Genomic DNA, 25,756 nt, shown 5'->3' on the forward strand with positions numbered 1-25,756 from the left:
GGTGATAGTATGTACTTAGAGTTAAAATCATTTTTTTCCAACAAAATTATTAGGCTAGTCTTAATAGCGTCAATAATTTTGTCTGGATTTTATGTCTATACAGTCATTGAAAATGGAGACAATGTAGGCAACTCAATTAATTATATAAGACGAGATATAGTTGAATATAAGAAATATTATGATGATGCAGTTACAAGTATAGAAATGTATACTCCAACGAATTATAGATATTTAAAAGATGAGGCAATTAAAGCTAGAACTTGGGAAATAGAGGCTAGAGAGAGAAAGTTAGACTTATTGTTAGACGGATATAGAAAAAATGAGCAGGAGTTACGAAAACTATCAATATATTTTAACTTATATTATATGAGCCTTCAAGCTGACTATGAAAATGGATATAAGTACTCCACCCAAGTTTTTAAAGATGAAATAGAAAATTATCTAGACCTATCAGAGCTTCCTTTTGACTTATATGCCCTAGAAGACATCCACAATGTAAGTTGGTCTAATATTAATAGTATAGAATCAGAGGAATATAGAGAAGCACTTCATAAAGCTCATGAAGAGCAAAGAAAAACTTTAGAAAGAGATTTTTTCCTATTAAAAAATAATTTAAGAGAAGTTGACTCCGCAAGTCTATCTCCATGGACTTATTTAGCCTATACTTATTCATCTAAATTGACTAAGGTTCAGTTATTTGTTCCTTTATTAATAATGCTATCAACCTATATGCTTATTTATGCTAGAAAGGAAAAGTCCCTAGACCTAATAAAACTAAAGGCAGATAAAAAATCTAAAATCTACACCCACTATCTAAAAATAATTCTAAGTCTTAGTCTAATAATACTATTAGTTCCAGACCTATTGGCAATTATCTTTATGGGCATAAAAAATGGTTTTTATGGTCTAAAGAATCCAATAGGTATATATGTAGAAGGCCTAAAATCTCTTTATCCCTATGAAAATTTAGGAATAGGGGCTAGAGTTAGAGGCTTGGGACAAGTAAATGGCATAGGTTATTATCCTAATGGAGATATAATAGAATTCCCAAGACTTACAAATATAGAATTTTACAAATTTCTCCTTCTATCCACTGTTCCAAGTATTTTAAAATTAGTATTCTTTATATCTCTTGGAGTTTCTATAGGCCTACTAATAAAAAATAATACCATAAGCTTACTTGTAAGTTCTCTAATAACTTTATTTACAGTTTTATCTGCAAGTTTAAATGGTTTAAAAACTCCATATAATATATTTTCACTAGATAGTGGTTGGAATATAACTTTAGGTCATACAAACTTTTCTTGGCTAGGCAGTGTTCTAGGTCTTAGCCTAGGAATAATTATAGTGGTCGCCGTAAGCTTATTAGTCTTAAATAAAGGAGAATTAGACTGAGAAAAAGTATAAGAATAAAATTTAGAGAATTAAATTACCCCATAAATAACACACTGTTAAACAATATAAACGTATAAAAAAGAAAAACGTAAATAGGAGGAAATTTTATGAAATATATAGTTAATCCATTTGATGTTACTACAAGTGACTGTACTTGTAACTGTTCATCTGCTTGTCATTGTCAATGCACAGTGGCTCTAAATGATACTAATATATGTGGAGATAGAGACTGCAGATTTTATTGTGAGAGAAATTGTGAATCGAATTGTTCAAACAATTGTACTGGCACAAACTCAGTAGCATCTCCAACATCTTTTAATTTCTAAGAAGTAAAACAAAGCCTAGCAGTGTGTTATTATATAAATGAGGTGATCGTATGTATTTAGAATTAAAATCATTTTTTTCCAATAAAATTATAAGGCTAGTATTAATAATTTCAATTATTCTATCTATTTTTATGGTATATAATATTTTTGAAAATGGAGACAGATCTGAAGGCGCGATTAATTACCTAAGACAAGAGATAGTAACAGATAAGAAGTACTATGATGATAAGATTACAAGCATAGAAATGTATACTCCAGATAAATATAGATATCTAAAAGATGAGTACATTAAGTCTAAGGACTGGGAAATTGAAACCCAAGAAAGAAGATTAGACTTATATTTAGATGGATATAGAAAAAACGAACAAGAGCTAAGAAAACTTTCAATATACTTCAACCTATATTATATGGCCATACAAACTGATTATGAAAGAGGTTATGAATATCCTACCCAAGTTTTTAAAGATGAAATTGAAAACTATTTGGATCTTTCAGAGCTTCCCTTTGACTTATATGCCCTAGAAGACCTCCACAATGTAAGTTGGTCTAATGTTAATTCTTTTATAAGAAAAGAAATAGATAGGGAAGAGCTCCATGATGGATATGAAGTAAATAAAAAAAAATTAGAAAGAGATTTTTTCCTCTATAAAAATAATTTAAGAGAAGTAGATAATAAAAGTTTATCTCCATGGACTTATTTAGCCTTTACCTATTCATTTAAATTGAATAAGGTTCAGTTATTTGTTCCTTTATTAATAATGCTATCAACCTATATGCTTATTTATTCTAGGAAGGAAAAGTCCCTAGACCTAATAAAACTAAAGGCAGATAAAAAATCTAAAATCTACACCCACTATCTAAAAATAATTTTAAGTCTGTGCCTAATAATACTATTAGTTCCAGACCTATTGGCAATTCTCTTTATGGGTATAAAAAATGGCTTTTATGGCCTGAAAAATCCAATAGGTATGTATGTAGAAGGACTAAAATCTCTTTACCCTTATGAAAATATAAGCTCAGGAGCAAGTATTAGAGGCTTAGGTCTAATAGTGGGAACAGGATTTAACTCACTTGGACACCTTATAGACTTCCTAGGACTTACCAATATAGAATTTTATAAATTTCTTCTTCTATCCACTGTTCCAAGTATTTTAAAATTAGTATTTTTTATCTCTCTTGGAGTTTCTATAGGATTACTAATAAAAAACAACACCATAAGCTTACTTGTAAGTTCTCTTATAACTTTATTTACAGTTTTATCAGCAAACTTATATGGTCTAAAAACTCCATATAATATTTTCTCTTTCGATAGTGGTTGGAATATAACTCTAGGTCATACAAACTTTTCTTGGCTAGGTAGTGTTCTTGGCCTTAGTATTGGAATAATTATAGTGGTATCTGTAAGTTTACTTGTCTTAAATAAAAAAGAATTAGACTGAGAAAAAGTATAAGAATAAAATTTAGAAAATGGATCATTACATTAATAACACACTGCTACGATACTGTAAGCATATAAAAATAAAAACTTAAATAGGAGGTATATTATGAAATATATAGTTAATCCATTAAATATTGGAAAAAATGGTGATTGTAATGGGATAAATTTTTGCAATTGTAATTTTCTGAAAGATTGTTCCGACAAAAAAGAGAAGCCGTGTAAAAATTTTATTCCATGTGGAAGTAAATGTGACGCACTTTGTACATCTGATTGTTCAGGAACTGATTCAGTAAACTCTCCATCTTCATTTAATTTTTAGTTAGCAAATAAAACCTAGCAGTGTGTTATTATATAAATGAGGTGAATATATGTACTTAGAAATAAAATCATTTTTTTCCAATAAAATTATAAGACTAATATTAATTGCATCAATAATTCTATCTGTTTTTATGGGCTATTATATCCTTGAAAGTGGGGATAAATTGGAAAGTACAATTAATCATATTAGACAAAATATAGTTACATTTAAGAAAAATTATGATGATAAAGTTACAAGCATAGAAATGTATACTCCAAAAAAGTATAGATATTTAAAAGACGAGTATATTAAGTCCATGGATTGGTTGATTGAAGTAGAAGAAAGTCGTGTAGATTTACTATTAGATGGTTATAGAAAAAATGAAAATGAATTAAGAAAGTTATGGATATACCTAAATTTATATTATATGAGCCTTAGAGCTGACTATGAAAGCGGTTATGGGTATTCTACTCAAGTTTTCAAAGACGAAATAGAAAACTACCTAGATCTTTCAGAGCTTCCTTTTGATTTATATGCCCTAGAGGACCTCTACAATGTAAGTTGGTCTAATGTTAATAATAAAGAATCAGAGGAAGACATAGACTTACTTCATATAGCCTATGAAGAAGAAAGAAAAACTTTAGAAAGAGAATTTTTTCTATTAAAAAATAATTTAAGAGAAGTTGACTTTATAAACCTATCTCCATGGACATATTTGTTTTATACCTATTCATTTATATCAACTAAGGTTCAGCTATTTGTTCCTTTATTAATAATGCTATCAACCTATATGCTTATTTATTCTAGGAAGGAAAAGTCCCTAGACCTAATAAAACTAAAGGCAGAAAAGAAGTCTAAGATCTACACCCACTATCTAAAAATAATTTTAAGTCTTAGTTTAATAATATTACTAGTTCCAGACCTATTGGCAATTATTTTTATGGGAATAAAAAACGGTTTTTATGGCCTAAAAAATCCAATAGAAATTTATAAGGAAGGCCTAAAATCTCTTCAGCCTTACCAAAACATCGGAATTATTGCTAATATTAGAGGCTTAGGCTTGATATCTGCAACAGGATTTTTTTCTTCATCTGATCCTATTGGATTTTTAGGGCTAGAAAATATAGAGTTTTATAAGTTTCTCCTTCTATCCTTTATACCAAGTCTTTTAAAACTAATATTCTTTATTTCTCTTGGAGTTTCTATAGGCTTACTAATAAAAAATAATACCATAAGCCTACTTGTAAGTTCTCTTATAACTTTATTTACAGTTTTATCGGCAAGTTTAAATGGTTTAAAAACTCCATATAATATTTTCTCTTTAGATAGTGGTTGGAATATAACTTTAGGTCATACAAACTTCTCTTGGCTAGGCAGTGTTCTTGGTCTTAGCCTAGGAATAATTATAGTGATTTTTGTAAGCTTACTTGTCTTAAACAAAAAAGAATTAGATTGAAAAAAAGTGTAAAAATAAACAATTAAATGATCTCATAAATAACACACTGCCAAAGAAAATCAAATACAAAATAAACATAAACAGAAAACAAGGAGGAAATTTATGAAATATATAGTTAATCCATTAAATATTGGAACAAATGGTGATTGTAATGGGATAAATTTTTGCAATTGTAATAATCTGAAATATTGTTCCAACAAAGAAGAGGACTCGTGTGATAACTTTATTCCATGCGTAAGTAATTGCGAGTCAAAATGCTCAAACAATTGTATTGGCACAAACTCAGTTGCCTCTCCAACATCTTTTAATTTCTAAGAAGTAAAACAAAACTTAGCAGTGTGTTATTATAAAAATGAGGTGACAATATGTATTTAGAGTTAAAATCATTTTTTTTAAATAAAATTATTAAGCTAGTATTAATAATTTCAATAATTCTATCTATTTTTACGGTTTATTATATTTTTGAAAATGGGGATAACTTAGAGGGCCCAATTAATCATATAAGACAAGAAATAGTAACAGATAAGAAGTATTATGATAATGGAGTTACAAGCATAGAAATGTATACTCCAACAAAGTATAGATATTTAAAGGAAGAGTTTATTAAGTCTATGGACTGGGAAATTGAAGCCGAAGAAAGAAAATTAGACTTATATTTAGATGGATATAGAAAAAACGAGCGAGAGCTGCAAAAACTATCAATATACTTTAACCTATATTATATGGCTCTACAAACTGACTATGAAAGAGGTTATGAATATCCTACCCAAGTTTTCAAAGATGAAATAGAAAATTATCTAGACCTTTCAGACCTTCCCTTTGATCTATATGCCCTAGAGGACCTCCACAATGTAGGCTGGTCTAATGTTAATTATAGTATAGAATCAGAAATAGATAGGGAAGAACTACACGCAGGTTATGAAGTAAATAAAAAAAATTTAGAAAGAAATTTTTTCCTCTATAAAAATAATTTAAGAGAAGTAGATGAAACAAGTCTGTCTCCATGGACTTATTTGGCCTATACTTATTCATTTAAGTCGACTAAGGTTCAGCTCTTTGTTCCCCTACTAATAATGCTATCAACCTATATGCTTATTTACTCTAGAAAGGAAAAGTCTCTAGATCTAATAAAATTAAAGGCAGATAGAAAATCTAAGATCTACAGCCACTATTTAAAAATAATTTTAAGTCTTAGCTTAATAATATTATTAGTTCCAGACCTACTGGCAATTCTCTATATGGGCATAAAAAATGGTTTTTATGGTCTAAAGAATCCAATAGGAATATATATAGAAGGCTTAAAATCTCTGTACCCTTATGAAAATATTGGAATAGGAGCTAATATTAGAGGTTTAGGGTTAATAATGGGAACAGGATATAATTCGCTTGAAAAGATTATGGAATATTCAGGCCTTACAAATATAGAGTTCTATAAATTTCTCCTTCTATCAACTGTTCCAAGTGTTTTAAAATTAGTATTTTTTATCTCTCTTGGAGTTTCTATAGGCCTACTTATAAAAAATAATACCATAAGCCTACTTGTAAGTTCTCTTATAACTTTATTTACAGTTTTATCGGCAAGTTTAAATGGTTTAAAAACTCCATATAATATTTTCTCTTTAGACAGCGGTTGGAATATTACCCTAGGTCACACTAACTTCTCTTGGCTAGGCAGTGTTCTTGGTCTTAGCCTAGGAATATTTTTAGTAGTTGCTGTAAGCTTATTAGTCTTAAACAAAAAAGAATTAGATTGAGGTGGATTTATGAAAATTTTAGAAATTAAGGATTTAAAAAAGAGCTTTGGCCAAAAAGAAGTATTAAAGGGCCTTAGCTTTGATGTTAATGAAAATGAAATAGTTGGATTTTTAGGGAGAAATGGATCAGGCAAGTCTACAACTATGAAATTAATTTGCGGACTTTTAGACCCTGATGGTGGAGAAATTAAAGTTTGTGGCTACGATATAGAAAAAGACAGGGTAAAGGTCTTAGAAAATCTTGGAGTCAGCATAGAATCTCCAGCCCTTTATCAAAATTTAACAGGCAGAGAAAACCTAAAATTAATGGGCAACTGGCGCAAGGCTTCAGATGAGAGAATAAAAGAAATGGAAGACTATACTAGGCTAGACCACAACTTAGACAGAGCTGTTAGAACTTATTCTATGGGAATGAAAATGAGGCTGATGCTATCTATGGCCCTAATGGCAAAACCAAAACTTTTAATACTAGACGAGCCAATGAATGGCCTAGACCCAGATGGAGTTTTTGATCTAAGGGAAAAAATGAAGGAGCTAAAAAACCAAGGCTGTTCAATTTTATTTTCTTCCCACCAACTTTCAGAAGTGGAAAAAGTTTCAGATAGGGTAGTGATGATAGAAGGCGGCCGTGTTGTTTACAATGATAAAATGGAAGGAAATATCCTAGGCCTAGTAAACTATTCTATACTTACAAATAGTCTAAAAAAGACCATAGACGTTTTAGGAAAACTTGGAATCGAAGGAAGAGAATCTAGGGAAAAAGATAGACAAGGCTACGTTATTATATCTATAAAGACAGAAAACTTAGATACAGTTTTAAAAAAACTAAGAGAAGAGGGCCTAGTAATAAAAGATATAGAAAAATTACACAAATCCTTAGAAGAGCTATACAAAGAGCTAAGAGGTGAAGGGGCAGCCCTATGAAAACTCTAGCAAAAAACGAAAGAAAATTATTTTTTTCTAAGAAAAACCTAGTCCTTAGTATAATTCTCTTTGTTCTAATGGTATTTATGTATAGGTCCTATACAGTTAAAAACTACAAATACTATATAGGAAATTTAAACTATGAAAACAGCCAGCGTTTAGAAAATTCTAAACTGATAGTAGAAGAAATGAAGGTAAGACAAAAGTCTTTGAAAAAGCTTATAGAAGATGCAGAAGAAATAGAGCATCCTAAAGAAAAAGACTTAGAAAATATAGAAAAATGGAAGAAAGAAATAGATGAAATAGAAGAAGATAAAAAGAAGTGGACAGTAATAAACTCAAACCTAGGCCTACTAGACTTATTCTTAAATGAAGAAAGACCTAACCTAAGTTCAATAGAAGAAGTCTGGGTAGACATAGATCACTTTCTCGATACAGAAGTTTACGAAAAAAAATTTAAGAGCCAGTATACAGGCCTTTACTTAGACGATGGCAGGTACTGGAATAGTAGAAAGCTTTTAAGAGAAGCCAACCAAGATATTCCATACAAGCACCACGAAGCCTATCCTAGTGGCCTCAAGGCAGTTTTTGATATAGTAGCTGGTGAAAATATGAGATACATGGCAATACTTGTAATGTTTATAGTCCTAGCAAACTTCGATGGTTGGACCAATGACTTTGAAGAAAATGAGGGAAAAATTATTCTCACCCTACCTTATGAAAAGAGAACCCTTTATTACACAAGGTTCTTTAGTAGATTTTTGTGTACTCTAGGTCTAATACTTTTATCTATCCTAATCGTATTTATCCTTGCATCTATAAAGTATGGAGTAGGACCAAATAGAATGGTCTTAATTAACGATTTGCCTATAAAAAATCCTTTTGTATTCATTACAGATAGGCCTTGGGTTTGGCAACATGATTATCCAGTGACTTTAAGCAAGTATATTTCCTATGCCTTCTTAGTTTTTATCCTATTTATATTCTTTATCTACTCTCTAACTAACCTTATATCTATATTAATTAGAGATGGAGTTGGAATATTAGCAGGAGGCATACTATTTACAGTTTTAGTTGCTATAGTAGACTACTTAAAGTATTCAAATTTATTTTCCTATTACAAGGTCCAGGACATGATATATATGATCCCCTATTATCAACATGATTGGTTTTGGGGCATAGGCCTTTATAGCACAATATTATTAATTGCATCGCTAGTCAGTGCTTATTTAGGAAAGATTAAATTTAAAAGATTATAGGAAAAGGACAGTGGCCTAAATAGTTTTTAATTTAGGCCACTATTATAAATTTTTAAGGATAAGTGACTATGAAAGAAATAAAAAACAATATATACATGCTAAAATACATTTGGGGCATAAGAAAATCCTACATAATAATTACTTTAATCTTAGGGATTATAGGCTCAGCTAGTCCTGTAATAATGAACCTAATGATAAAAGAAGCCCTAGATATTTTTACTTTTTCTGAAAATTTTAATAACTTTTTGCGTCTACTTATTTTATACAGCTCTTATAGTTTAATTTTATCAATTTTTTCAAACTATTATAATACTATTTACTCTAGATTTTTAATAGAAGATATAAATGAAAAGATTTTAGATGATTTATATAATAAATCTAGGCAGATAGACTTATTAGAATATGACAACCACGAATTTTATAATAAATATAACTTTGTCCTATCAAATGCCTTAGACAAGGCCTACAATTCTGTAAATATTTTTTCAAATCTTATAGCAGGCTTATTTGGCATAGGTTTTTTAATAACTTTAATACTTACAATAGATCCAGTAATGGTTATATTTGCCCTAGTGGCATCTATTATTAATTTTATAATTAATTTAAAACAATCGAAACTAAGTTATCAAATTGAAAAAGAAATAAATCCCTCTTATAGAAAAATTAATTATGTAGGTAGAATTTATTATCTAAAGGAATTTGCCAAAGACTTGAGGATAACTAAGGTTCACAGACCCTTAAGTGACTTGTACAAAAAGGGCAAGAAGGGAATTGTTGATGTTGTAAAAACAAGGGGCAAGACCCAAGTCTTTTATAGCAGTCTACAAAATATAATTCAAATTGGGGCTATGGCTGGAATAATGGTCTATCTCTCTAAATCCCTTATGAATAATAATTTAACTGCTGGAGAATTTGCTGCGGTTTTTAATAGTTATAGCCAATTATCTGGAAATATAGAGAGAATTTTAGGATTTTTCCCACAGTTATATAAAAACAGTCTATATATAGAAGATTTTAAAGAGTTTTTAGAATATGAAAATGAGGATTTTGAAGAAAAAATTCAGCTAAAAGACTATAAGGAAATAGAACTAAGCCATGTTTACTTTTCTTATGAAGCCAACAAGGAAATACTTAAAGATATAAATATAAAGATAAGAAAAGGCGAAAAAATAGCCTTAGTTGGAAAAAATGGTGCAGGCAAAAGTACTATTGCCAATATTATCCAAGGATACTTTCAACCAACAAAAGGAGAAATATATTTAAATAACATAGCCTATAAAAAATACGACAAAGATAGTATTAGTAAAAAAATTGGAAGCCTTGCCCAGGACTTTAAAACTTATAGCCTAACAATACTTGAAAATATTTTTATGGATTCAAAAGAAAATATAAGTAAGACAGAAATTGAAGATGCAAAAAAAGTTTTAAAAGATCTAGGACTTAAAGAAAAAATTGAAAAACTACCAAAGGCTTTAGATACAAACATAACATCAGAGTTAGAAGAAGGAGTAAACTTTTCTGGTGGAGAACTACAAAAAATTGCCCTAGCCAGGGTTTTAATAAAAGATTATGAGCTTATAATTTTAGACGAGCCATCAAGTGCCTTAGATGCCTACTCAGAAAAAGAAATATTTGAAAAAATTCTAAATAAGTATTCCAATGAAAGTATTATTTTAATATCTCATAAACTAGCAAATGTTATAAATGTAGATAGAATATATTATATAGAAGACGGTCAAATAGTAGAAGAAGGCAGCCACAAAGACCTAATGGACTTAGGTGGTTATTACAAAGAACTTTTTGAAATTCAAGCGAAAAATTATATTAAAAGTGAGTCTAGGAATTAATTTGAATTTTATTTTAGAAAAAAAATCTAATTAATGCTATTAGTGAGAAAAAATAGTTTTATATTTAAGTCTATACTTTCTTTAAAATTCTACTAGAACTATGAGAGAAGTCCGCTTAAATCTGAAAGTTAACTCTAAAAAGATTTCTGGTCTTGGCTTTGCTGGACCCTATTATGTCCTTATAAAAAATAGTAATAGCAAGGCCTATGCCTTTGATGGAGATGTTGATATTCACTTTGTCAATGATTTGGAAATGAATTCACTTATTCACGGTGTAGGAGTAGATGAAAGTGGAGATCAAGTTAGAGATTTTTATGCCCAAAGAGACTTATACCTAGCTTGGTTGTCTAATAATAATTAAAAACAATTTTTAACCGACAGCTTCTTGTTGGTTTTTTGCTGGGAAAAATTATTTTGATTTTTTATTAAAGCTCAATATTAAATTTTTGGCACTTGTCTAACAAAATTTTAGTCAGATAGTCTTCGCCTAAAAGCTTGCACAAGTCTAAGGCTTTTACTAAATCGTCTTTAAAAGTCTTATCATCTAAGTGAAGCTTAATTCTACTTCTATTATAATAAGCAAGAGGCAGGTTTTTAAAATAAAGATTAGAATGTAAAAAATCAATTGTTTGGTTAATATAGACTAGGGCATCTGCATACAATTCATTTCTTGAAAGATTAATAGCATATAGGCTTAAAATATTTTCATAAAATTCCCAATTTGTATCTAAACCTTGGGCCAGGGACTTAATAATTTTATTAGAAAGATCCTTGTCCCCTAAGTAAAAAAGACAAAGACTAAGTTCATATAAGTTTCTAATTTCAATTTTACTTAAGGCCCTAAGATTAGCTAAATAAAAATCTATAGAAGTCAAATTAAAATTTTCTAAGCTAAGCCTTAGAGAACTTATAAAATAATTAAAGGCTGTAGAATAGTCCTTCTCATAGACTAAACTTAGGCCAGCTAAAAAATCTCTATATTGCTTATAAAATAAGTAGTTAAAGCTACTAAGGCTAGAAGCATCAAGAATTTCATCTAAACTTTCTATGTAGGAAGCAATTTTAGGCCTAATCTCCAAGGCGGTATTAATATTTGAAAAATTCTCATAAAAATCAACATCAATAATATATTTTGTCTTAGCTGAAATATTAATTAAAGTCATAGGGTGGAGCTTATAGGCCTTACTAAGAGCCTCTATTTTATTATAGCCTGGAAGAAGGCCATTATGTTCAAAATCCCTAATAGTTCTTTCGCTAACACCACTTTCAATATAAACTTCTTTTTGAGTCAAGGACAAAACACTTCTTCTTAAAGCCAACACAAATAATCTAACCTCCACAAAAAATATACTTATTAAAATTATAAGGCAAATAAGAAAAATCGGCAATATTTTGCCTGTTTTAAAAAAATTATTGTGCTAAGATAAGGGCAAAAGAAATATTTGGAGGATTTTATGAAAAAGCGTATATTTTTACTTATATTTATAGTTTCAATTTTAATTCAAAAACCCTTTATTGCTTTTGCAAACGAAGATGAATATGTTGAACACCATGGGCTTATTGTTGGAGGCGAAGTAAACAAATAAGTTAAGTCTAAAGTAAATATATTTAATTACAAAGAAATTAACATAAAAATGTTGAAAAAAGGCACAAAAATGTTGAAATTAATTTAAATTCAACAAAAATACCTGTTTTTTTCAACATTTCTAGTTTCTAAAAAAAGTTACTAGTATACTGTATTTGAAGATAAATTATTATTAGAGGTGAGATCGTGAATTTTTTAAAAAGTAGAAGATTGCATAGATTAGAATTTATTGTTGCTAATTATTGCAATTTATCTTGTAAATATTGTTATGCTGATTCAGGAACATATAATCAAAATAAGAGATATATCGATAAAAAAACAATAGATAATACTTTCAAATATTTATTTGTAAATATTGATGTTATTGAAGAGATACTATTATTTGGAGGTGAACCTCTATTAGCAGTTGAACAAGTTAAGTACATATGCGAATTATTTTATACATTCAAACAATCAAGACCAATAATAAAATTAGTTACCAATCTTACGATTTTGAATGAAGAAATAATTAAAATTATAAACAAGTATAATATTCAAATTACAGTTAGCTTAGATGGTCCAAAAAGTATCAATGATAGTCAAAGATATTTTCATAATAGTAGCAGAAGTGTATATGATGCTGTGGAAACAAATATTAATACTCTTAATAAATATAATATAAATCCAAATTCGATAGAATGCACCTATACGAAAGAAACAAGAAGAATATACTCTAGGCAAGAAATCGCACAATATTTTTTTAGCAAGTTTAAAAACATAGATGTAATACAAATTTGTAACGAACATTCTTGTTTTAGAGATTTAGTTGAAGCTAACTATATTTTTGTCAGAGACATTAATCTTGATGAAAAAAGTTTAAATAGAGCAATAATAAAAAATAATATAATTAATAATAAAAATAGAAAATATCCTAAGATATGTAATGCAGGAAAAAATATAATTTCCGTGTTTAGTAATGGTGATATTTATCCTTGCCATTTTTTTATAAATATAATAGATCCTATTGGAAATATGGATATGGAATTTAAACAATTAAATAACAATTTTAGAGAATATTATTTTTATACAGAAAAGATACGAAGTCATTTATTCAAAAATTGTAATAGTTGTGCAAGTGTAGCAAACTGTATTATATGTGTAGGTGCACTAGAGAGTGAAAAACATAAAACTAATAATTCTTATGAAAATATACTAAGTGAGTTTTGTGATGGACTTAATAAAGACATAGAAGAAATTCTAAATAATTGTTAACAATTAAGGTTTTGTTCAAAAGATGGAGGAAAAGATATGACAGAAAAAAACTATGATAATTTAGAAATACAATTAAATGATATTGAACTTGATAAGAATGAGTTAGAATATTTAAAAAAATTAAATAATAAGTTAGCCGGTGGTGCATGCGGTGCTGCCAAAGAATGTAGTTGTGACAGCTAATAACAATTAAATTGAAATAAGATAGAATATGAACAAAACCTTAATTTATTATAAAAATAAAAAAAATTGGAAAGAAATACAAAACTTACTAAGGAATAATAGTGTTGAATGTGTGACACTATGTTATGGACTTTATGAAAACAATATACTAACTCTATTGCAACCTTTATATTTTAAAAATGGAGAAAGTGAGTATAATGTAAGTGTTGATAAAATAGCTCTTATGAAATTTTTGAAATTAGTCCACAATAAAACAAATTGTTACCCTTGCGTTATACATAATCATTTAAAATATAATATTTTAAAATTTTCTTTACCTGATAGTAGGTTTGAAGAGTCACTAAATGATTATTTGAATGAATATAATAAAGAAGTTATAATGATATTATATGGTGTCAATAATGATATACTAATTCATTCTAAAAGCTTAGGATTAAAAATGGGGATTGAATATGAAAACGAAATTTAGATTTATTGACTTTAATAAGAATTGGATTTTATTTTGTACAATGACTACATTATCTGGTCTTATTATGTATGGGATGACCAGATTAATAGAGGTATTTTCTAGAATAGTATATGACAAAAATGGGGACCTTATTCCAAAAGCCTTGTTTTTGTTTATTGCTTGGGCTTTAGGTTCGTTTTTTATTAGGTATTCTCGTAATACTTTAAAAAGTAAAGTTATTTATGACTGGAACACTAAGATGAAGACTAATCTTATGGATAGGCTTTTATCAAGAAAGGTCCAAGACTTTAATAAAAACGATAAGGCTTATTACATATCTATTTTTAACAATGATATAAAATTTATTGAAGAAAAATATGTCTTTCCATGTGCTGAAATTTTTTCTAATATTATAGCTTTTATTGTGACATTTTCTTATGCCCTAACTATTAATAAATATATGGCTATTATTATCGTTTTAGCTGGATTTTTAATCATGATTATTTCTAAAAGACTGGGAGAACTTGCAGCTACAGACAATGACAACCATTTTAGTACTCTAAAGGGATATAATGAAATTTTAAATGATGGACTTTATGGTTTTGAAACTCTTTATAGAACAAACAAATCAAAAGCATTTATGAAGCTGTTTGAAACTAAAACTAATAAAGTTGAGTCGAGCCATTCTACTGCTTTTAAGTCCTCTGGTAAATTAATTGTCTTAGTTAATTATGCTTCTATTACTATCCAAACACTAATTATTTTTATTTCTGCAATCTTTGTTTTTAGAGGAATAATTAGTCCAATATATTATCCAGTTTTACTGTCTCTAATGAGTGACATTATCTTTCCAATGCAAGAAATTGCAGATAACTATGGTAGTATTAAGTCTAGTGAAAATATTAGAAAAAATTTCGTTGAAGATTATGAACTAAGTTTTTATGATGAGGAAATAGATACTGTAAACTCTCAAAAAAATAATTTATTGCCAGAAATATTTTTTAATGAAGTTTCATTTTCATATGGGGATAAAATAATTTTAAATTCTGCTAGCTTTCAAATTGAAAAAGGAGAGCACGTAATGATTGTAGGAGATAGTGGGTCTGGAAAATCAACTATTTTAAAGCTACTAACTAAAGAATTATACTATGATGATGGTGAAATATACATTGAAGGAGAAAATCTTCTAAACATGAGCAAGGAAAAACTATTTGGAAAAATAGCAGTTATTCCTCAAAAGCCTATGATTTTTAGAAATAGTATCTTGCAAAACATTGTTTTGTTTGAAGATGAGGCTGATATTGATTTTGAAAAAGTAAAGTTAGCAGTCGAAAAATCTGGTTTAAAGGAACTAATAGCTAAACTTCCAGAAGGATTAAATACAGTGTTATTGGATTCAGGAGACAATCTCTCAGGTGGAGAAAGACAAAGGATAGAAATAGCTAGAGCTCTATATAGGGATGCCGACATATTTCTAATAGACGAAGCCACATCTGCCTTAGACCTACCAATGGCCCTAGAATTAGAAAAGATTTTTTCAACACTAGATAAAATTATAGTTTCAATATCACATAGGAGAGATATTGAATATAAGAACTTCTATAATAGAGTTCTTAGAATAAATAATAAGAAAATTTACTCAGAAGATTTAAAGTAGACTATAAAAAATGTTGAATTAATTTAAATTCAACAAAAATACCTGTTTTTTCAACATTTAATGCCAACATTAAATTATAAGTAGTATATTTATTTTATAATATTGTGAAAGGATGGATATTATGAAAAAGATTAAAGGATTTTTAGCAGGGTTAGTTTTAATTTTATTTGCAGGGACTAATGTAGTTTTTTCTATATTTTTGAAAAAACTTATAGACTCAGCTATGGCCAAGGACTATTACATATTTAAAAGTTTTATAGTCTACACTATTTTGATTTTGCTTTTGGATTTGCTTTTAGGGATTTTGTCTAGGTATTTAATTTTAAAATACACTGGAGAAAGGGTCTACAATATTAAAAATAATCAAATTTTAAAGTCTTTAGGAGAGAATAAATCTGAATATCAAATTTCTAAATTTTCTACAGACACGGATTTAATTTATACAAATTATTATATGAACCAACTTTTATTTGTATACTTTTTTGCCCAACTAATTTTTTCTTTAGGCACAATGTTCTATATGAATATTAAATTATCTATTGTTGCTTTAATAGTTTCATTTTTACCATTACTTGTACCAATGCTACTTGCTGGCAAATTAGAAAAGGCAAATGCAAATTATACAGAAAATTCAAAAAATTATCTAGCCTTGGTAAGTGATATTTTAGGTGGATCTAAAGAAATAAATAGATACAAAGCCCAAGGTTATTTTTTAGATATTCATGAAAAAGAAAACCAAAACTTAGAAGATTCTAGAAGAAAATTGAAGATGACAATTTTTTCTTCTAATAGATTGTCGAACTTTTTTGGTAGCTTATCTTTTGTAGCAATTATTGCTTTTTGTGGTTACTTAGTTATTAAAGGCGAAACTACAGTGGGAACCTTAATAGCCTTTATCCAACTTCTAAATACAGTAGTTGGACCTATTGGAAATATTGGTAACTCAATGGGAGAATATAAATCTGTAAAGACTTTAAAAGAATCTTATGATGATTCAGCTTTAACATTTAGGCCAGTAGAAAAACCAAGAAAAAATATAGATCAAATTCAAGTTAAAGATTTGAGCTTTGCTTATAACGAAGGAAAAGAAATTTTTTCTGACCTTAATCTAAACTTCCAAAGAGGTAAATCATATTTGATCCTAGGAGAATCAGGTAAAGGAAAATCTACTATAGCCAAGGTCTTAGGTGGAGAGCTAGACGGAGCCAAGGGCAGTCTTTTATATCTAGATAAAGATGGCAAAGCCTTGGACCAAAGTGAAGTTTTAGAAAATATTCAATATGTTGACCAAGATCCATATATCTTTAACATTTCTGCCAAGGATAACATTGCCTTTGGAGACAAGATTAAAGATCCTGAAAAATTTAATCTTTTAAAGCAAAGTTTAGAACTAGATCAAGTTTTTGATGAGACAAGGGGAGCTTCTATAAAAAATAAACTTTCAGGCGGAGAAAAAGAAAGACTGGCAATTTTTAGAGCCTTGTATAATCCAATTAGCCTGCTAATTTTAGATGAACCAACTGCCAGCCTAAACTACAGACTAGCTGACAAGGCTATAGATACAATTCAAAAAATGGACAATGACATTCTAATAGTCATCTCCCATGACGAAAGAGAAGACTTTGTAAGTAAATTTGATCAAGTTATTAGGATTTAATTTGCTTAGGATCCAATAATTTAAAACTAAAAATAAAATTTTTAACCGACAGCTTTTTGTCGGTTTTTTACTTTGAAAAAAATTATTTTGATTTTCTTATTTATTATAATAATAACTTGAAAAACATCTTTTATTTGATATAATTAAGTCAATAAAAACAAATGAGAATTTCATTGTGGTTTTGGAATTTTTTCCAAGGAATTGGGTGTAAGTCCCAAACAGGATCGCTGCTGTAATAAGGGAGTGAGGCTATATAATACCACTGGAGCAATCTGGGAAGGTTTAGTCAAACTATGATCTTTAAGTCAGAATACCTACAATGGGGTTGGTTAGTATTTTCGGACTCAAGATACTAGCTAATAGCCTTTAATTTTCATACGCTGATCTTGGGTCAGTGTTTTTTTATTGTTGAGCCCTGTAAGACTAATGCTTTTAACAATAGGAGGAAAATTATGAAGAAAAAAGTTTTACTAACTCTTGCATGTGCCTTTGTTTTAGTTTTTGGTTTTATGCCAGTTGCTAATGCCATGCACATTATGGAAGGATTTTTGCCTGTTAAGTATTGTATTGCTTGGGGTGTTGTTTGCCTTCCTTTCATTGTAGTTGGTATAAAAAATCTTAAGAAGGTTACTACAAACAACAGAAAAGCAATTATTATTTTAGCTATGGCAGGGGCCTATGCCTTTGTTCTTTCAGCTTTGAAGATCCCTTCAGTTACAGGTTCATCTTCTCACCCTACAGGAACTGGTTTAGTTGCCATGTTATTTGGTCCAACAATTGCATCAGTAATTGGACTTATTGTTCTTTTATTCCAAGCAATTTTACTTGCTCATGGTGGACTAACAACTCTTGGTGCCAATACTTTTTCTATGGGTATTGCTGGTCCTTTAGTTTCTTATGGAATCTACAAGGCAGTTAGAAAGTCAAATATGTCTAAGAATGTGGCTATATTTTTAGGAGCAGCCCTTGGTGATCTTTTCACTTATGTTGTTACTTCTATCCAATTAGCTATGGCTTATCCAGATCCAGTTGGCGGAGTTATGGCTTCTTTTGGAAAGTTTGCTACAGTTTTTGCTGTGACTCAAGTTCCTCTTGCAATTATCGAAGGTTTAATTACTGTTGTTGTAGTTATTGGCCTTGATTCTCTTGCAAGTGATGAATTAAATTCTCTAGGCTATTATAACAAGGAGGCATAAGATGAAAAATTCTAAGAAAGTAATTTTAATTTTAATACTTTGCGTTATTATTGCAGTTGTACCTTTAATGATGATTAAAGATTCTGAATTTGGCGGTGCCGATGGCCAAGCTGAAGAGGTTATTGCTGAATTAAATCCAGACTATGAACCATGGTTTGATCCTATAATTGAACTTCCTGGTGGAGAAACTGAATCTCTACTTTTTGCCTTACAAGCAGCTATTGGTGCTGGTGTTATTGGCCTAGGTTTTGGTTATTTTATAGGTAGAAAAAAATACAAACAAGCTTAATATGATTAGATCAATACTCTTCTCCCTTGTCCTATTTCTCTTAGGCCAAGGGAGAATTTCAAATACTTTATTAATAGGCCTGTGTCTGGTCCCTATAATTTTATCTTTTATTTTTAAAAAGGACCACCACCATAGCAGCCTACAAATTATAGAAAATCTTTCTAATCATTCAGCCTTGGGTCGTATTCATCCTGGGCCAAAGTTGATTTTTGCTATTAGCTTAATTGCTTTTCTGGTGGCTCTTAAGTCTATGGCTATTTCTGCAATAGTTTTATTATTCTCTATAGGATTTTTTCTAAAATTTGGTCGACCTAGCCTACATAGCTACTTGGACCTAATGACAGGACCGCTGATTTTTATTTTAATGTCAACTATTGGCATAGTCATATCTGTGGCCAAGGACCCTACTAGTCCAACAGCTCTTAAGATTTTCAACTTATATTTTTCTATTAGTCCAGAGTCTCAAATTCATGCTATAAGACTAAGCCTAGTTTCACTAGCTTCTGTAAGCTCATTAATTAATCTGGCCATTACTACTCCAATTGGAGATATAATTTATTTTATGAGAAAAATTAAGTGCCCCAAGGTCTTTATAGAAATTACTTATTTGATTTATCGCTATATCTTTACTCTTTCAAAGCTATTAGCCTCTATGCAAAATTCTGCAAATTCTAGGCTAGGCTTTGTTTCCTATAAAAGATCCTTAGAAACTGCAAAGATGATAGCCAATAGACTTTTTAACAAGTCAATGAGGATGGCTTTAAATTCTTATTCTGCCATGGAGTCTAGACTTTATGATGGGGACATTAACTTTTTAGAAAGGACTTATGTAAGGTCTAACTTTTCTTATTTGGCAGGAGGATTTTTCGTATTTCTTTTAATAATTTATTTGCTGGTGATAAAATGACTGAGACAATTTTAGAATTAAAAAATATTTCATATAAGTACCCTGGCGCAAGTGATATCGCCTTAGACGACTTGTCTATAAAAATTTCTTCTAAAGAAAAAATTTCAATTTTAGGAAAAAACGGCATGGGCAAGTCTACTATGTTTTTAATTTCAAACGGTGTAATTAGACCTGCTAAGGGCAAGGTCTACTTAAATGGAGACGAAGTTTCTGACAAGAAGGCAGATCTTTTTAATCTTAGAAAGACCATCGGCCTAGTCTTCCAAGACCCTGACAGCCAATTTATTGCCCCTAGGGTTTTTGAGGAGATTTCCTTTGGCCCATTAAATGCAGGCAAAAGCCAAGCTGAAGCTAAGACCATTGTTGAAAAAATTATTTCTGACTTGGAAATTTCAGACCTAGAAGAAAAATCTCTTTACTCCTTAAGTGGAGGAGAGAAGAAAATTGTTTCCATTGCCAGCGTTCTTGCCTTGGAACCGAAGATTATTTTCTTTGACGAACCTACTGCTGGTCTTGACAATATAAACACAGCTAGATTTAAAAGAGTTATTGATGGCCTTTATAAAAGGGACATTGGCCTAGTTATTTCCACCCACGAAGTTGACTTCGCCTGGGAGTGGTCAGATCGGACTATAATTATTAAAGATGGAAGAGTCTTTGCAGATGGACCAAGTGATATGATTATGACTGACAAAGACCTTATGGCAGAGGCAGAACTTAGAAGGCCATATTTAGTTGAATTTGCTGAGCGAGTGCAAAAAAATTCAGACGAAATTATTTATCCTAGGTCTTTAGAAGATTTAGAAAAAATACTTTAGGTCAGCGTGTAGAGAAAAATCTACAGAGGCGCTGGCCTCTTTTTTTATATTTCTGTTATAATAAAACCATAGGAGGTATTTATGGACGAAAAATATACTTATAGAATTGCAGTTGAAGAGGACTTAAGATTTACAGACGAAATTGAAAAAGAAGCCCTGCCAATAATTGATCCTTATTACAAAAATAATATTCATATATTTAAAGGGGAAATTGATGGCGAATTAATTATGGTTTATGATTGCTGCTATCCTGTGGCCATGGGCAGGTATTCCTTCCACCCAGATGGAACTATGTGGTTGGAAACAGTAAGAGTAAGACCAACCTACCAAGGTAAGCACATTGGAACTGGCATTTATGAAAAATATCTGGAGGCTGCCAAGGAAAATAATATTAAAACCATTAGGCTTTACACCGAAGGCTTTAACGAAAAATCCATGGGCCTAACTAAGAAGATGGGCTACAAGATTATTCAAAAATACGACTACTATTCAATGAATGTCGCAGATGGAGATAGAGATACTTTAGGCTTTGAACTTGAAGAAGACCTAGACAAGATAATGAAAATCGTAGAAAAAAATCCTTGGACTGATATGATTTGTATAAACAATGTCTTTTATGATGTTAATAGAGAGAACCTAAAGTGGTTTGTAAAGAGAAAAATGTTTTACTCTAAGGGTGATAACTTATTATTAGTTGGAGCCAGACACAACAGAGACAGTGTGGCCTACATTGGCTATATGGCAGGGGACTACAAGGCATGTATTGACGCAGCCATAGCAATGAATCCTGGCAAAACTCTTTCAGCTGGAATTTCAAAAAATAACAAGGACTTAGGCAAATACTTTTCAGACTTTGAAAAGAGATACGACCTAGTTGTTTCAGAAAAAAACTTATAAAAAAATTTCAAAGCAAATAAAAAATCCCTAGGCGGCTAAACCTAGGGATAAATTTTTGTTTAGATTAGTGATTTTACTACTTCTAAGGCCTTGTCAAAGTTTACTTCGTTAGTTACTTCAGGAACATATTCAACATAAGCAACTTTTCCTTCTTTGTCAACAATTACAATACCTCTAGTTAAAAGTTGTAATTCGTCAATTAAGAAGCCGTACTTGTTACCAAAGTCCTTCCATCTGTAGTCTGAAACTATAGTAGAATTTTCTATGCCCTTAGCTGAGCAAAATCTTTCTTGGGCAAATGGTAGGTCAACTGAAACAGTTACTATCCTAACGTCGTCGCCAAGTTTTCCAGCTTCTTCGTTAAAGTTAGTAGTTTGAATTGAACAAACACCTGTATCAACAGATGGAACAACAGAATAAACTACAACTTTTCCTAAGTTATCTTTTGAAGAAAAATCTGATAGGTCTAGGTTTACTGCCTTAAATTCTGGAGCCATATCTCCAACTTTAATTTCTTTGCCAACTAAGTTAACTTCGTTTCCACCAAATGTTACTTTCATTATTTTTTTCCTCCTTAAGAATTTTCAAAATTTATCTATACTTATTATATCCAGGTTAGGTCTTTAATAAACAAAAACAAAAACAAAAAAGAGCCTTAAAAAAGACTCTTAATTTTCCTATTTATCTAATTCGTTTAAAGCTTCCATTAGGTGTTCAAGGTCTAGGCCGTGAACCATAGCAGCTTCTTCAAGTGATTCCATTTGGCTTGATGGACATCCAACACAGCCCATGCCAAAGCTCATTAAAATTCCAATAGTTTCTGGATTTTGTCTAACAACATCTCCAATTAACATATCTTTTGTATAAGTCATAATTTGCCTCCTTCTATATTTTCTATAATATTATACCCTAAGAAGAAAAAAATAACACTAAAAGTGAAAATTGTAAAAGATTTTTTAAAAGAATCCAAGCTTCTATATTGGAAAAAATATAAAAATCTGCTAACCTATAAATAGAATAATAAAAACGAGGACAGCTATGGAAAAATATATAATGGCATTTGATTCAGGAACATCAAGTGTAAGGACAATAATTTTTGACAAAAAGGGGCAGGTAAAAGCTGTGGCCCAAAAAGAGTTTAACCAATTTTATCCAAAATCAGGCTGGGTTGAACAAGACCCTAACGAAATTTGGTCCAAGCAAATTGGAACTGCAGTTGAAGTAATAAACCAAATGGGAATTTCTGGGGAAAACATTGCAGCAATTGGCATCACTAACCAAAGAGAAACCACAATAATTTGGGACAAAAATACTGGCGAACCAATTTATAATGCAATTGGCTGGCAGTGTAGGAGGACATCTCACTACTGTGATGAGCTTAAAGAAAAAGGCTATGGAGATCTCTTTAGAGAAAAAACTGGCCTAGAAATTGACGCCTATTTTTCTGCAACAAAAATTAAATGGATCTTAGACAATGTTCCAGGTGCCAGAGAAAAAGCAGAAAAGGGAGAAATTCTCTTTGGAACTGTAGATAGTTTTTTAATTTGGAAGATGACTGACAAAAAAGTTCACATCACCGACTACTCAAATGCATCTAGGACCATGCTCTACAACATCAACGACCTATGTTGGGACGAAGAAATTTTAAAAATTTTAGACATACCAAAAAATATTCTGCCAGAAGTTAGGCCATCATCTGAAATTTATGGCTACTTGTCTAAGAGGTTTTTAGGCAGCAAGGTTCCAATTGCATCTGCCATTGGCGACCAACAAGGAGCCCTCTTTGGCCAAGGTTGTTACGAGGCAGGGCAGGCAAAAAATACCTACGGCACAGGAGCCTTCCTTTTAATGAATACAGGAACGAGACCAATCCAATCTAAAAAAGGTTTAGTAACAACAATAGCCTGGGGCCTAGATGGCAAAGTTACCTATGCCCTAGAAGGATCAATTTTCGTTGCAGGCTCAGCAATAAAATGGCTGAGAGACCAACTTAGAATTATTGATATGTCAGACGACACTGACTATATGGCCTCGAAAGTTGCAGACACCCATGACTGTTATGTTGTGCCAGCCTTTACAGGTTTAGGCGCACCTTATTGGGACCAATATGCTAGAGGGGCGATTTTAGGTCTTAGCCAAGGAGTAACAAAATATCACATCGTCAGGGCGACCTTAGAATCAATTGCCTATCTTTCTTATGATATATTAAAGGCCATGGAAGAAGATTCAAAGATAAAATTAAAGTCCCTTCGAGTTGACGGAGGAGCTGCCAACAACGATTTTATGATGGGCTTCCAAGCTGACCTAATTAACCGTCCAGTTGAAAGACCATATTGTGTCGAGACAACAGCCTTAGGGGCAGCAAAACTTGCAGGACTGGCTCTAGGTTTTTATGATGATTTAAAAGACCTAGAAGAAAACCTAGCCATAGAAAGAACCTTCCAAGGAAACATGGAAGATGATATTAGAGAAGAAAAAATTAGAAAATGGCACAAGGCAGTAAAAAAATCCCAAGGCTGGGCTGAATAAAAAAGAAAATATTAAAATAAAAAACTTCAAAATAGAAAAAACAAAACCTATTTAAAACTGGAAACAACTAGCTTTAAATAGGTTTTTAAATTTAAAGAAAACAGAAAAATGAAAATAAAAATAAAAAAGTTTCAAAAAACTGTTTACAAATAAAAATAAAGTGGTATAATGTAAGTACAAAGAAAAGAAAAAGAAATATTTTCTAGGGACAGGAAAAACGTGAATTAACTAGAAATGAAATCTTTCGCTTGGATGAAATTGACCTATCTTGAAGGGGTTAGGTAATATCAGATGAAGGACTTCTAGCTTATGACTTTTAAATTTCTTTGGCATCCAACTCATACAAAATGACATAAGAATCTAAATATGACTTTCATATTTGTGACTAGAGGATGATGGCGTTTTAAAAGTGTAAGATTATTGGAAATTTCCTCCTAAAGAGTAACTGTGATTTAGGAGCGCTTTGACAAATAAATATAGCAGCTATACAGTTTTATAAAAACGTATGGGGTCTAGCAGTAGACCCAAGGTCTAGAGGATAGATTTTAAGAATCATGGACGGAGAGCTTAAGTATTTCAAGTAATCACTTTTTAGTGAAAAGACTTTAGAAATATAAGAAATAAATGATTAGAGAAATGATTGATTGCTTAGAGAAAAGCCTCAATATAGGGACCGGTAAATTCATTTTGTACCCCTAGGGGACTAGAAAGGGCAAGTGTCTTTATTAAGAAAGGAAGATTTTGGTGAAAGAAGCAAAAAATTTAAATCTGTATGAGTTGGATGAAAGATAAAAACCAGCTTGGGTGATTAGGACAATTGGCCAGGTTGGTTTTTTAGTTTTCTTAAAAACTTTAAGAGCTTACTTACATAAAATTTGAAAACTTAATAAAAAACCAATGAAATAATTTAAGCCGATGAATAAAAATTTTTTCTTAGGCTATAAAAAACAATAAGGAAGACTTTTAAAAAGTTTAGCTAGAGAATTTAAAAATAAAAAATATTTTTATAAAAGGAGATAACTTATGAAAAGATTTAAAAAATTAATGCTAGTCCTAGGGCTAACATCCCTACTTGCAGCTTGTGGCTCAGGTAATGTCATTGAAAAAACAGAAAAGAAAGTTGACGACCTTGATGAAAAGGTTGAAACTAAGGTTGAAGAAAAATTAGATGAAAAAGGCCTAGGAGACAAAGATTCTGACACAAATATAGCTGGCCTAGAAAGTAAAGATACTTTTCTTTCTTTAGACGAAGTTGCAGGAGCTTTTTATGATAACTTTGGCTCAACTGACATTCAAATTGAAAAAATAAGTTTAGAAGAAGATGATAGAGTTTTAGTTTATAATATTGAAGGCTTTGACGAAGAAAAAGAATATGAGTTAGAACTTAATGCAGAAAACGGCCAAATCATTTCTCAAGAAGTTGATTCTAATGACCTTAATGATGACGACTATGGCATTGCCTTAGACCTAATAGTAACTCCAGCTCAAGCCATGGAAGGAGCCTTAGTTACAAACGAAGGTACTTCTGTAAAAGAATGGAAACTAGAAGCTGAGAAAAATGGAATATTTTATGAAGTTGAGCTTTATGACGATATAGAAGTAAAAGTAAACGCCGAAACAGGCGAAGTAATTAAATAAAAAA

Annotated in this window: 25 protein-coding genes and 1 riboswitch; of the genes, 22 read left to right on the forward strand and 3 right to left on the reverse strand. The window is 30.5% G+C overall.

Going from position 1 to position 25,756, the window contains the following annotated elements; genetic code table 11:
• The first annotated feature begins 9 nt into the window (after positions 1–9).
• From BN2667_RS01875 to BN2667_RS01915, 9 genes are all read left to right on the forward strand, one after another.
• Complete coding sequence (locus tag BN2667_RS01875) at positions 10–1,395, forward strand: hypothetical protein (protein WP_054251627.1); 1,386 nt, start codon at positions 10–12, stop codon at positions 1,393–1,395.
• Between the two features lie 376 nt (positions 1,396–1,771).
• Positions 1,772–3,160 (forward strand): hypothetical protein, encoded by a 1,389-nt coding sequence (locus BN2667_RS01880; RefSeq protein ID WP_054251628.1) that lies wholly within the window; start codon positions 1,772–1,774, stop codon positions 3,158–3,160.
• Positions 3,161–3,265: 105 nt separating this feature from the next.
• On the forward strand, positions 3,266–3,478 hold the full coding sequence (locus BN2667_RS01885; RefSeq protein WP_054251629.1) for a hypothetical protein: 213 nt from the start codon (positions 3,266–3,268) through the stop codon (positions 3,476–3,478).
• A 49-nt stretch (positions 3,479–3,527) separates the two neighbouring features.
• Positions 3,528–4,913 (forward strand): hypothetical protein, encoded by a 1,386-nt coding sequence (locus tag BN2667_RS01890; RefSeq protein ID WP_054251630.1) that lies wholly within the window; start codon positions 3,528–3,530, stop codon positions 4,911–4,913.
• A gap of 365 nt (positions 4,914–5,278) precedes the next feature.
• Positions 5,279–6,667: a hypothetical protein gene (locus tag BN2667_RS01895; RefSeq protein WP_054251631.1), complete on the forward strand. Its 1,389-nt coding sequence runs from the start codon at positions 5,279–5,281 to the stop codon at positions 6,665–6,667.
• A 9-nt stretch (positions 6,668–6,676) separates the two neighbouring features.
• Positions 6,677–7,591, forward strand: coding sequence for an ABC transporter ATP-binding protein (locus tag BN2667_RS01900; RefSeq protein WP_054251632.1), 915 nt, complete (start codon positions 6,677–6,679; stop codon positions 7,589–7,591).
• On the forward strand, positions 7,588–8,850 hold the full coding sequence (locus BN2667_RS01905) for an ABC transporter permease (protein ID WP_054251633.1): 1,263 nt from the start codon (positions 7,588–7,590) through the stop codon (positions 8,848–8,850). Before BN2667_RS01900 ends, BN2667_RS01905 begins: the two co-directional genes overlap by 4 nt.
• Positions 8,851–8,918: 68 nt before the next feature.
• Positions 8,919–10,697, forward strand: coding sequence for an ABC transporter ATP-binding protein (locus BN2667_RS01910; protein ID WP_054251634.1), 1,779 nt, complete (start codon positions 8,919–8,921; stop codon positions 10,695–10,697).
• Positions 10,698–10,797: 100 nt separating this feature from the next.
• Positions 10,798–11,058: a hypothetical protein gene (locus BN2667_RS01915; RefSeq protein WP_054251635.1), complete on the forward strand. Its 261-nt coding sequence runs from the start codon at positions 10,798–10,800 to the stop codon at positions 11,056–11,058.
• A 64-nt stretch (positions 11,059–11,122) separates the two neighbouring features.
• On the opposite strand, the gene BN2667_RS01920 is transcribed toward BN2667_RS01915, so the two are convergent.
• Complete coding sequence (locus BN2667_RS01920) at positions 11,123–12,019, reverse strand: helix-turn-helix domain-containing protein (protein ID WP_054251636.1); 897 nt, start codon at positions 12,017–12,019, stop codon at positions 11,123–11,125.
• Positions 12,020–12,151: 132 nt separating this feature from the next.
• Here BN2667_RS01920 and BN2667_RS09545 point away from each other — a divergent pair, with 132 nt between their 5' ends.
• The 11 genes from BN2667_RS09545 (at position 12,152) to BN2667_RS01965 (ending at position 21,585) form a co-directional block, all read left to right on the forward strand.
• Complete coding sequence (locus BN2667_RS09545; protein ID WP_278308122.1) at positions 12,152–12,283, forward strand: hypothetical protein; 132 nt, start codon at positions 12,152–12,154, stop codon at positions 12,281–12,283.
• Positions 12,284–12,468: 185 nt separating this feature from the next.
• Positions 12,469–13,533: a radical SAM/SPASM domain-containing protein gene (locus tag BN2667_RS01925; RefSeq protein WP_054251637.1), complete on the forward strand. Its 1,065-nt coding sequence runs from the start codon at positions 12,469–12,471 to the stop codon at positions 13,531–13,533.
• Between the two features lie 36 nt (positions 13,534–13,569).
• Entirely contained in the window at positions 13,570–13,716 is a 147-nt protein-coding gene (locus BN2667_RS09305; RefSeq protein ID WP_156191362.1) for a hypothetical protein, read from the forward strand.
• Positions 13,717–13,744: 28 nt separating this feature from the next.
• Positions 13,745–14,185, forward strand: coding sequence for a hypothetical protein (locus BN2667_RS01930; protein WP_054251638.1), 441 nt, complete (start codon positions 13,745–13,747; stop codon positions 14,183–14,185).
• Positions 14,169–15,821: an ATP-binding cassette domain-containing protein gene (locus BN2667_RS01935; RefSeq protein WP_054251639.1), complete on the forward strand. Its 1,653-nt coding sequence runs from the start codon at positions 14,169–14,171 to the stop codon at positions 15,819–15,821. Before BN2667_RS01930 ends, BN2667_RS01935 begins: the two co-directional genes overlap by 17 nt.
• Positions 15,822–15,942: 121 nt before the next feature.
• A complete protein-coding gene (locus tag BN2667_RS01940) occupies positions 15,943–17,478 on the forward strand; it encodes an ATP-binding cassette domain-containing protein (protein ID WP_054251640.1) in 1,536 nt (511 codons plus the stop codon).
• 156 nt (positions 17,479–17,634) lie between these two features.
• Positions 17,635–17,814: riboswitch (cobalamin riboswitch) on the forward strand.
• A 116-nt stretch (positions 17,815–17,930) separates the two neighbouring features.
• Complete coding sequence (locus BN2667_RS01945) at positions 17,931–18,674, forward strand: energy-coupling factor ABC transporter permease (protein ID WP_054251641.1); 744 nt, start codon at positions 17,931–17,933, stop codon at positions 18,672–18,674.
• Between the two features lies 1 nt (position 18,675).
• On the forward strand, positions 18,676–18,963 hold the full coding sequence (locus tag BN2667_RS01950) for an energy-coupling factor ABC transporter substrate-binding protein (protein WP_054251642.1): 288 nt from the start codon (positions 18,676–18,678) through the stop codon (positions 18,961–18,963).
• 1 nt (position 18,964) lies between these two features.
• Entirely contained in the window at positions 18,965–19,870 is a 906-nt protein-coding gene (cbiQ, locus tag BN2667_RS01955; RefSeq protein WP_054251643.1) for a cobalt ECF transporter T component CbiQ, read from the forward strand.
• A complete protein-coding gene (locus tag BN2667_RS01960; protein ID WP_054251644.1) occupies positions 19,867–20,688 on the forward strand; it encodes an energy-coupling factor ABC transporter ATP-binding protein in 822 nt (273 codons plus the stop codon). The genes cbiQ and BN2667_RS01960 overlap by 4 nt, the downstream gene beginning before the upstream one ends.
• An 81-nt stretch (positions 20,689–20,769) precedes the next feature.
• Positions 20,770–21,585, forward strand: a complete 816-nt coding sequence (locus BN2667_RS01965) for a GNAT family N-acetyltransferase (protein WP_054251645.1) — start codon at positions 20,770–20,772, stop codon at positions 21,583–21,585.
• Positions 21,586–21,644: 59 nt separating this feature from the next.
• On the opposite strand, the gene tpx is transcribed toward BN2667_RS01965, so the two are convergent.
• Positions 21,645–22,145 carry a thiol peroxidase gene (gene tpx, locus BN2667_RS01970; protein ID WP_054251646.1) on the reverse strand — a complete coding sequence of 167 codons (501 nt, stop codon included), beginning with the start codon at positions 22,143–22,145 and terminating at the stop codon, positions 21,645–21,647.
• A 117-nt stretch (positions 22,146–22,262) separates the two neighbouring features.
• A complete protein-coding gene (locus tag BN2667_RS01975) occupies positions 22,263–22,457 on the reverse strand; it encodes a DUF1858 domain-containing protein (protein WP_054251647.1) in 195 nt (64 codons plus the stop codon).
• 166 nt (positions 22,458–22,623) lie between these two features.
• Between BN2667_RS01975 and glpK the strand changes: the two genes are divergently transcribed.
• Together glpK and BN2667_RS01985 are read left to right on the forward strand one after the other, a co-directional pair.
• A complete protein-coding gene (glpK, locus tag BN2667_RS01980; protein ID WP_054251648.1) occupies positions 22,624–24,114 on the forward strand; it encodes a glycerol kinase GlpK in 1,491 nt (496 codons plus the stop codon).
• 1,023 nt (positions 24,115–25,137) lie between these two features.
• Positions 25,138–25,752 carry a PepSY domain-containing protein gene (locus BN2667_RS01985; protein WP_054251649.1) on the forward strand — a complete coding sequence of 205 codons (615 nt, stop codon included), beginning with the start codon at positions 25,138–25,140 and terminating at the stop codon, positions 25,750–25,752.
• Positions 25,753–25,756 lie beyond the last annotated feature (4 nt).

It is taken from the genome of Neofamilia massiliensis, from assembly GCF_001299475.1.
Classification (GTDB): Bacteria; Bacillota; Clostridia; order Tissierellales; family Peptoniphilaceae; genus Neofamilia; species Neofamilia massiliensis.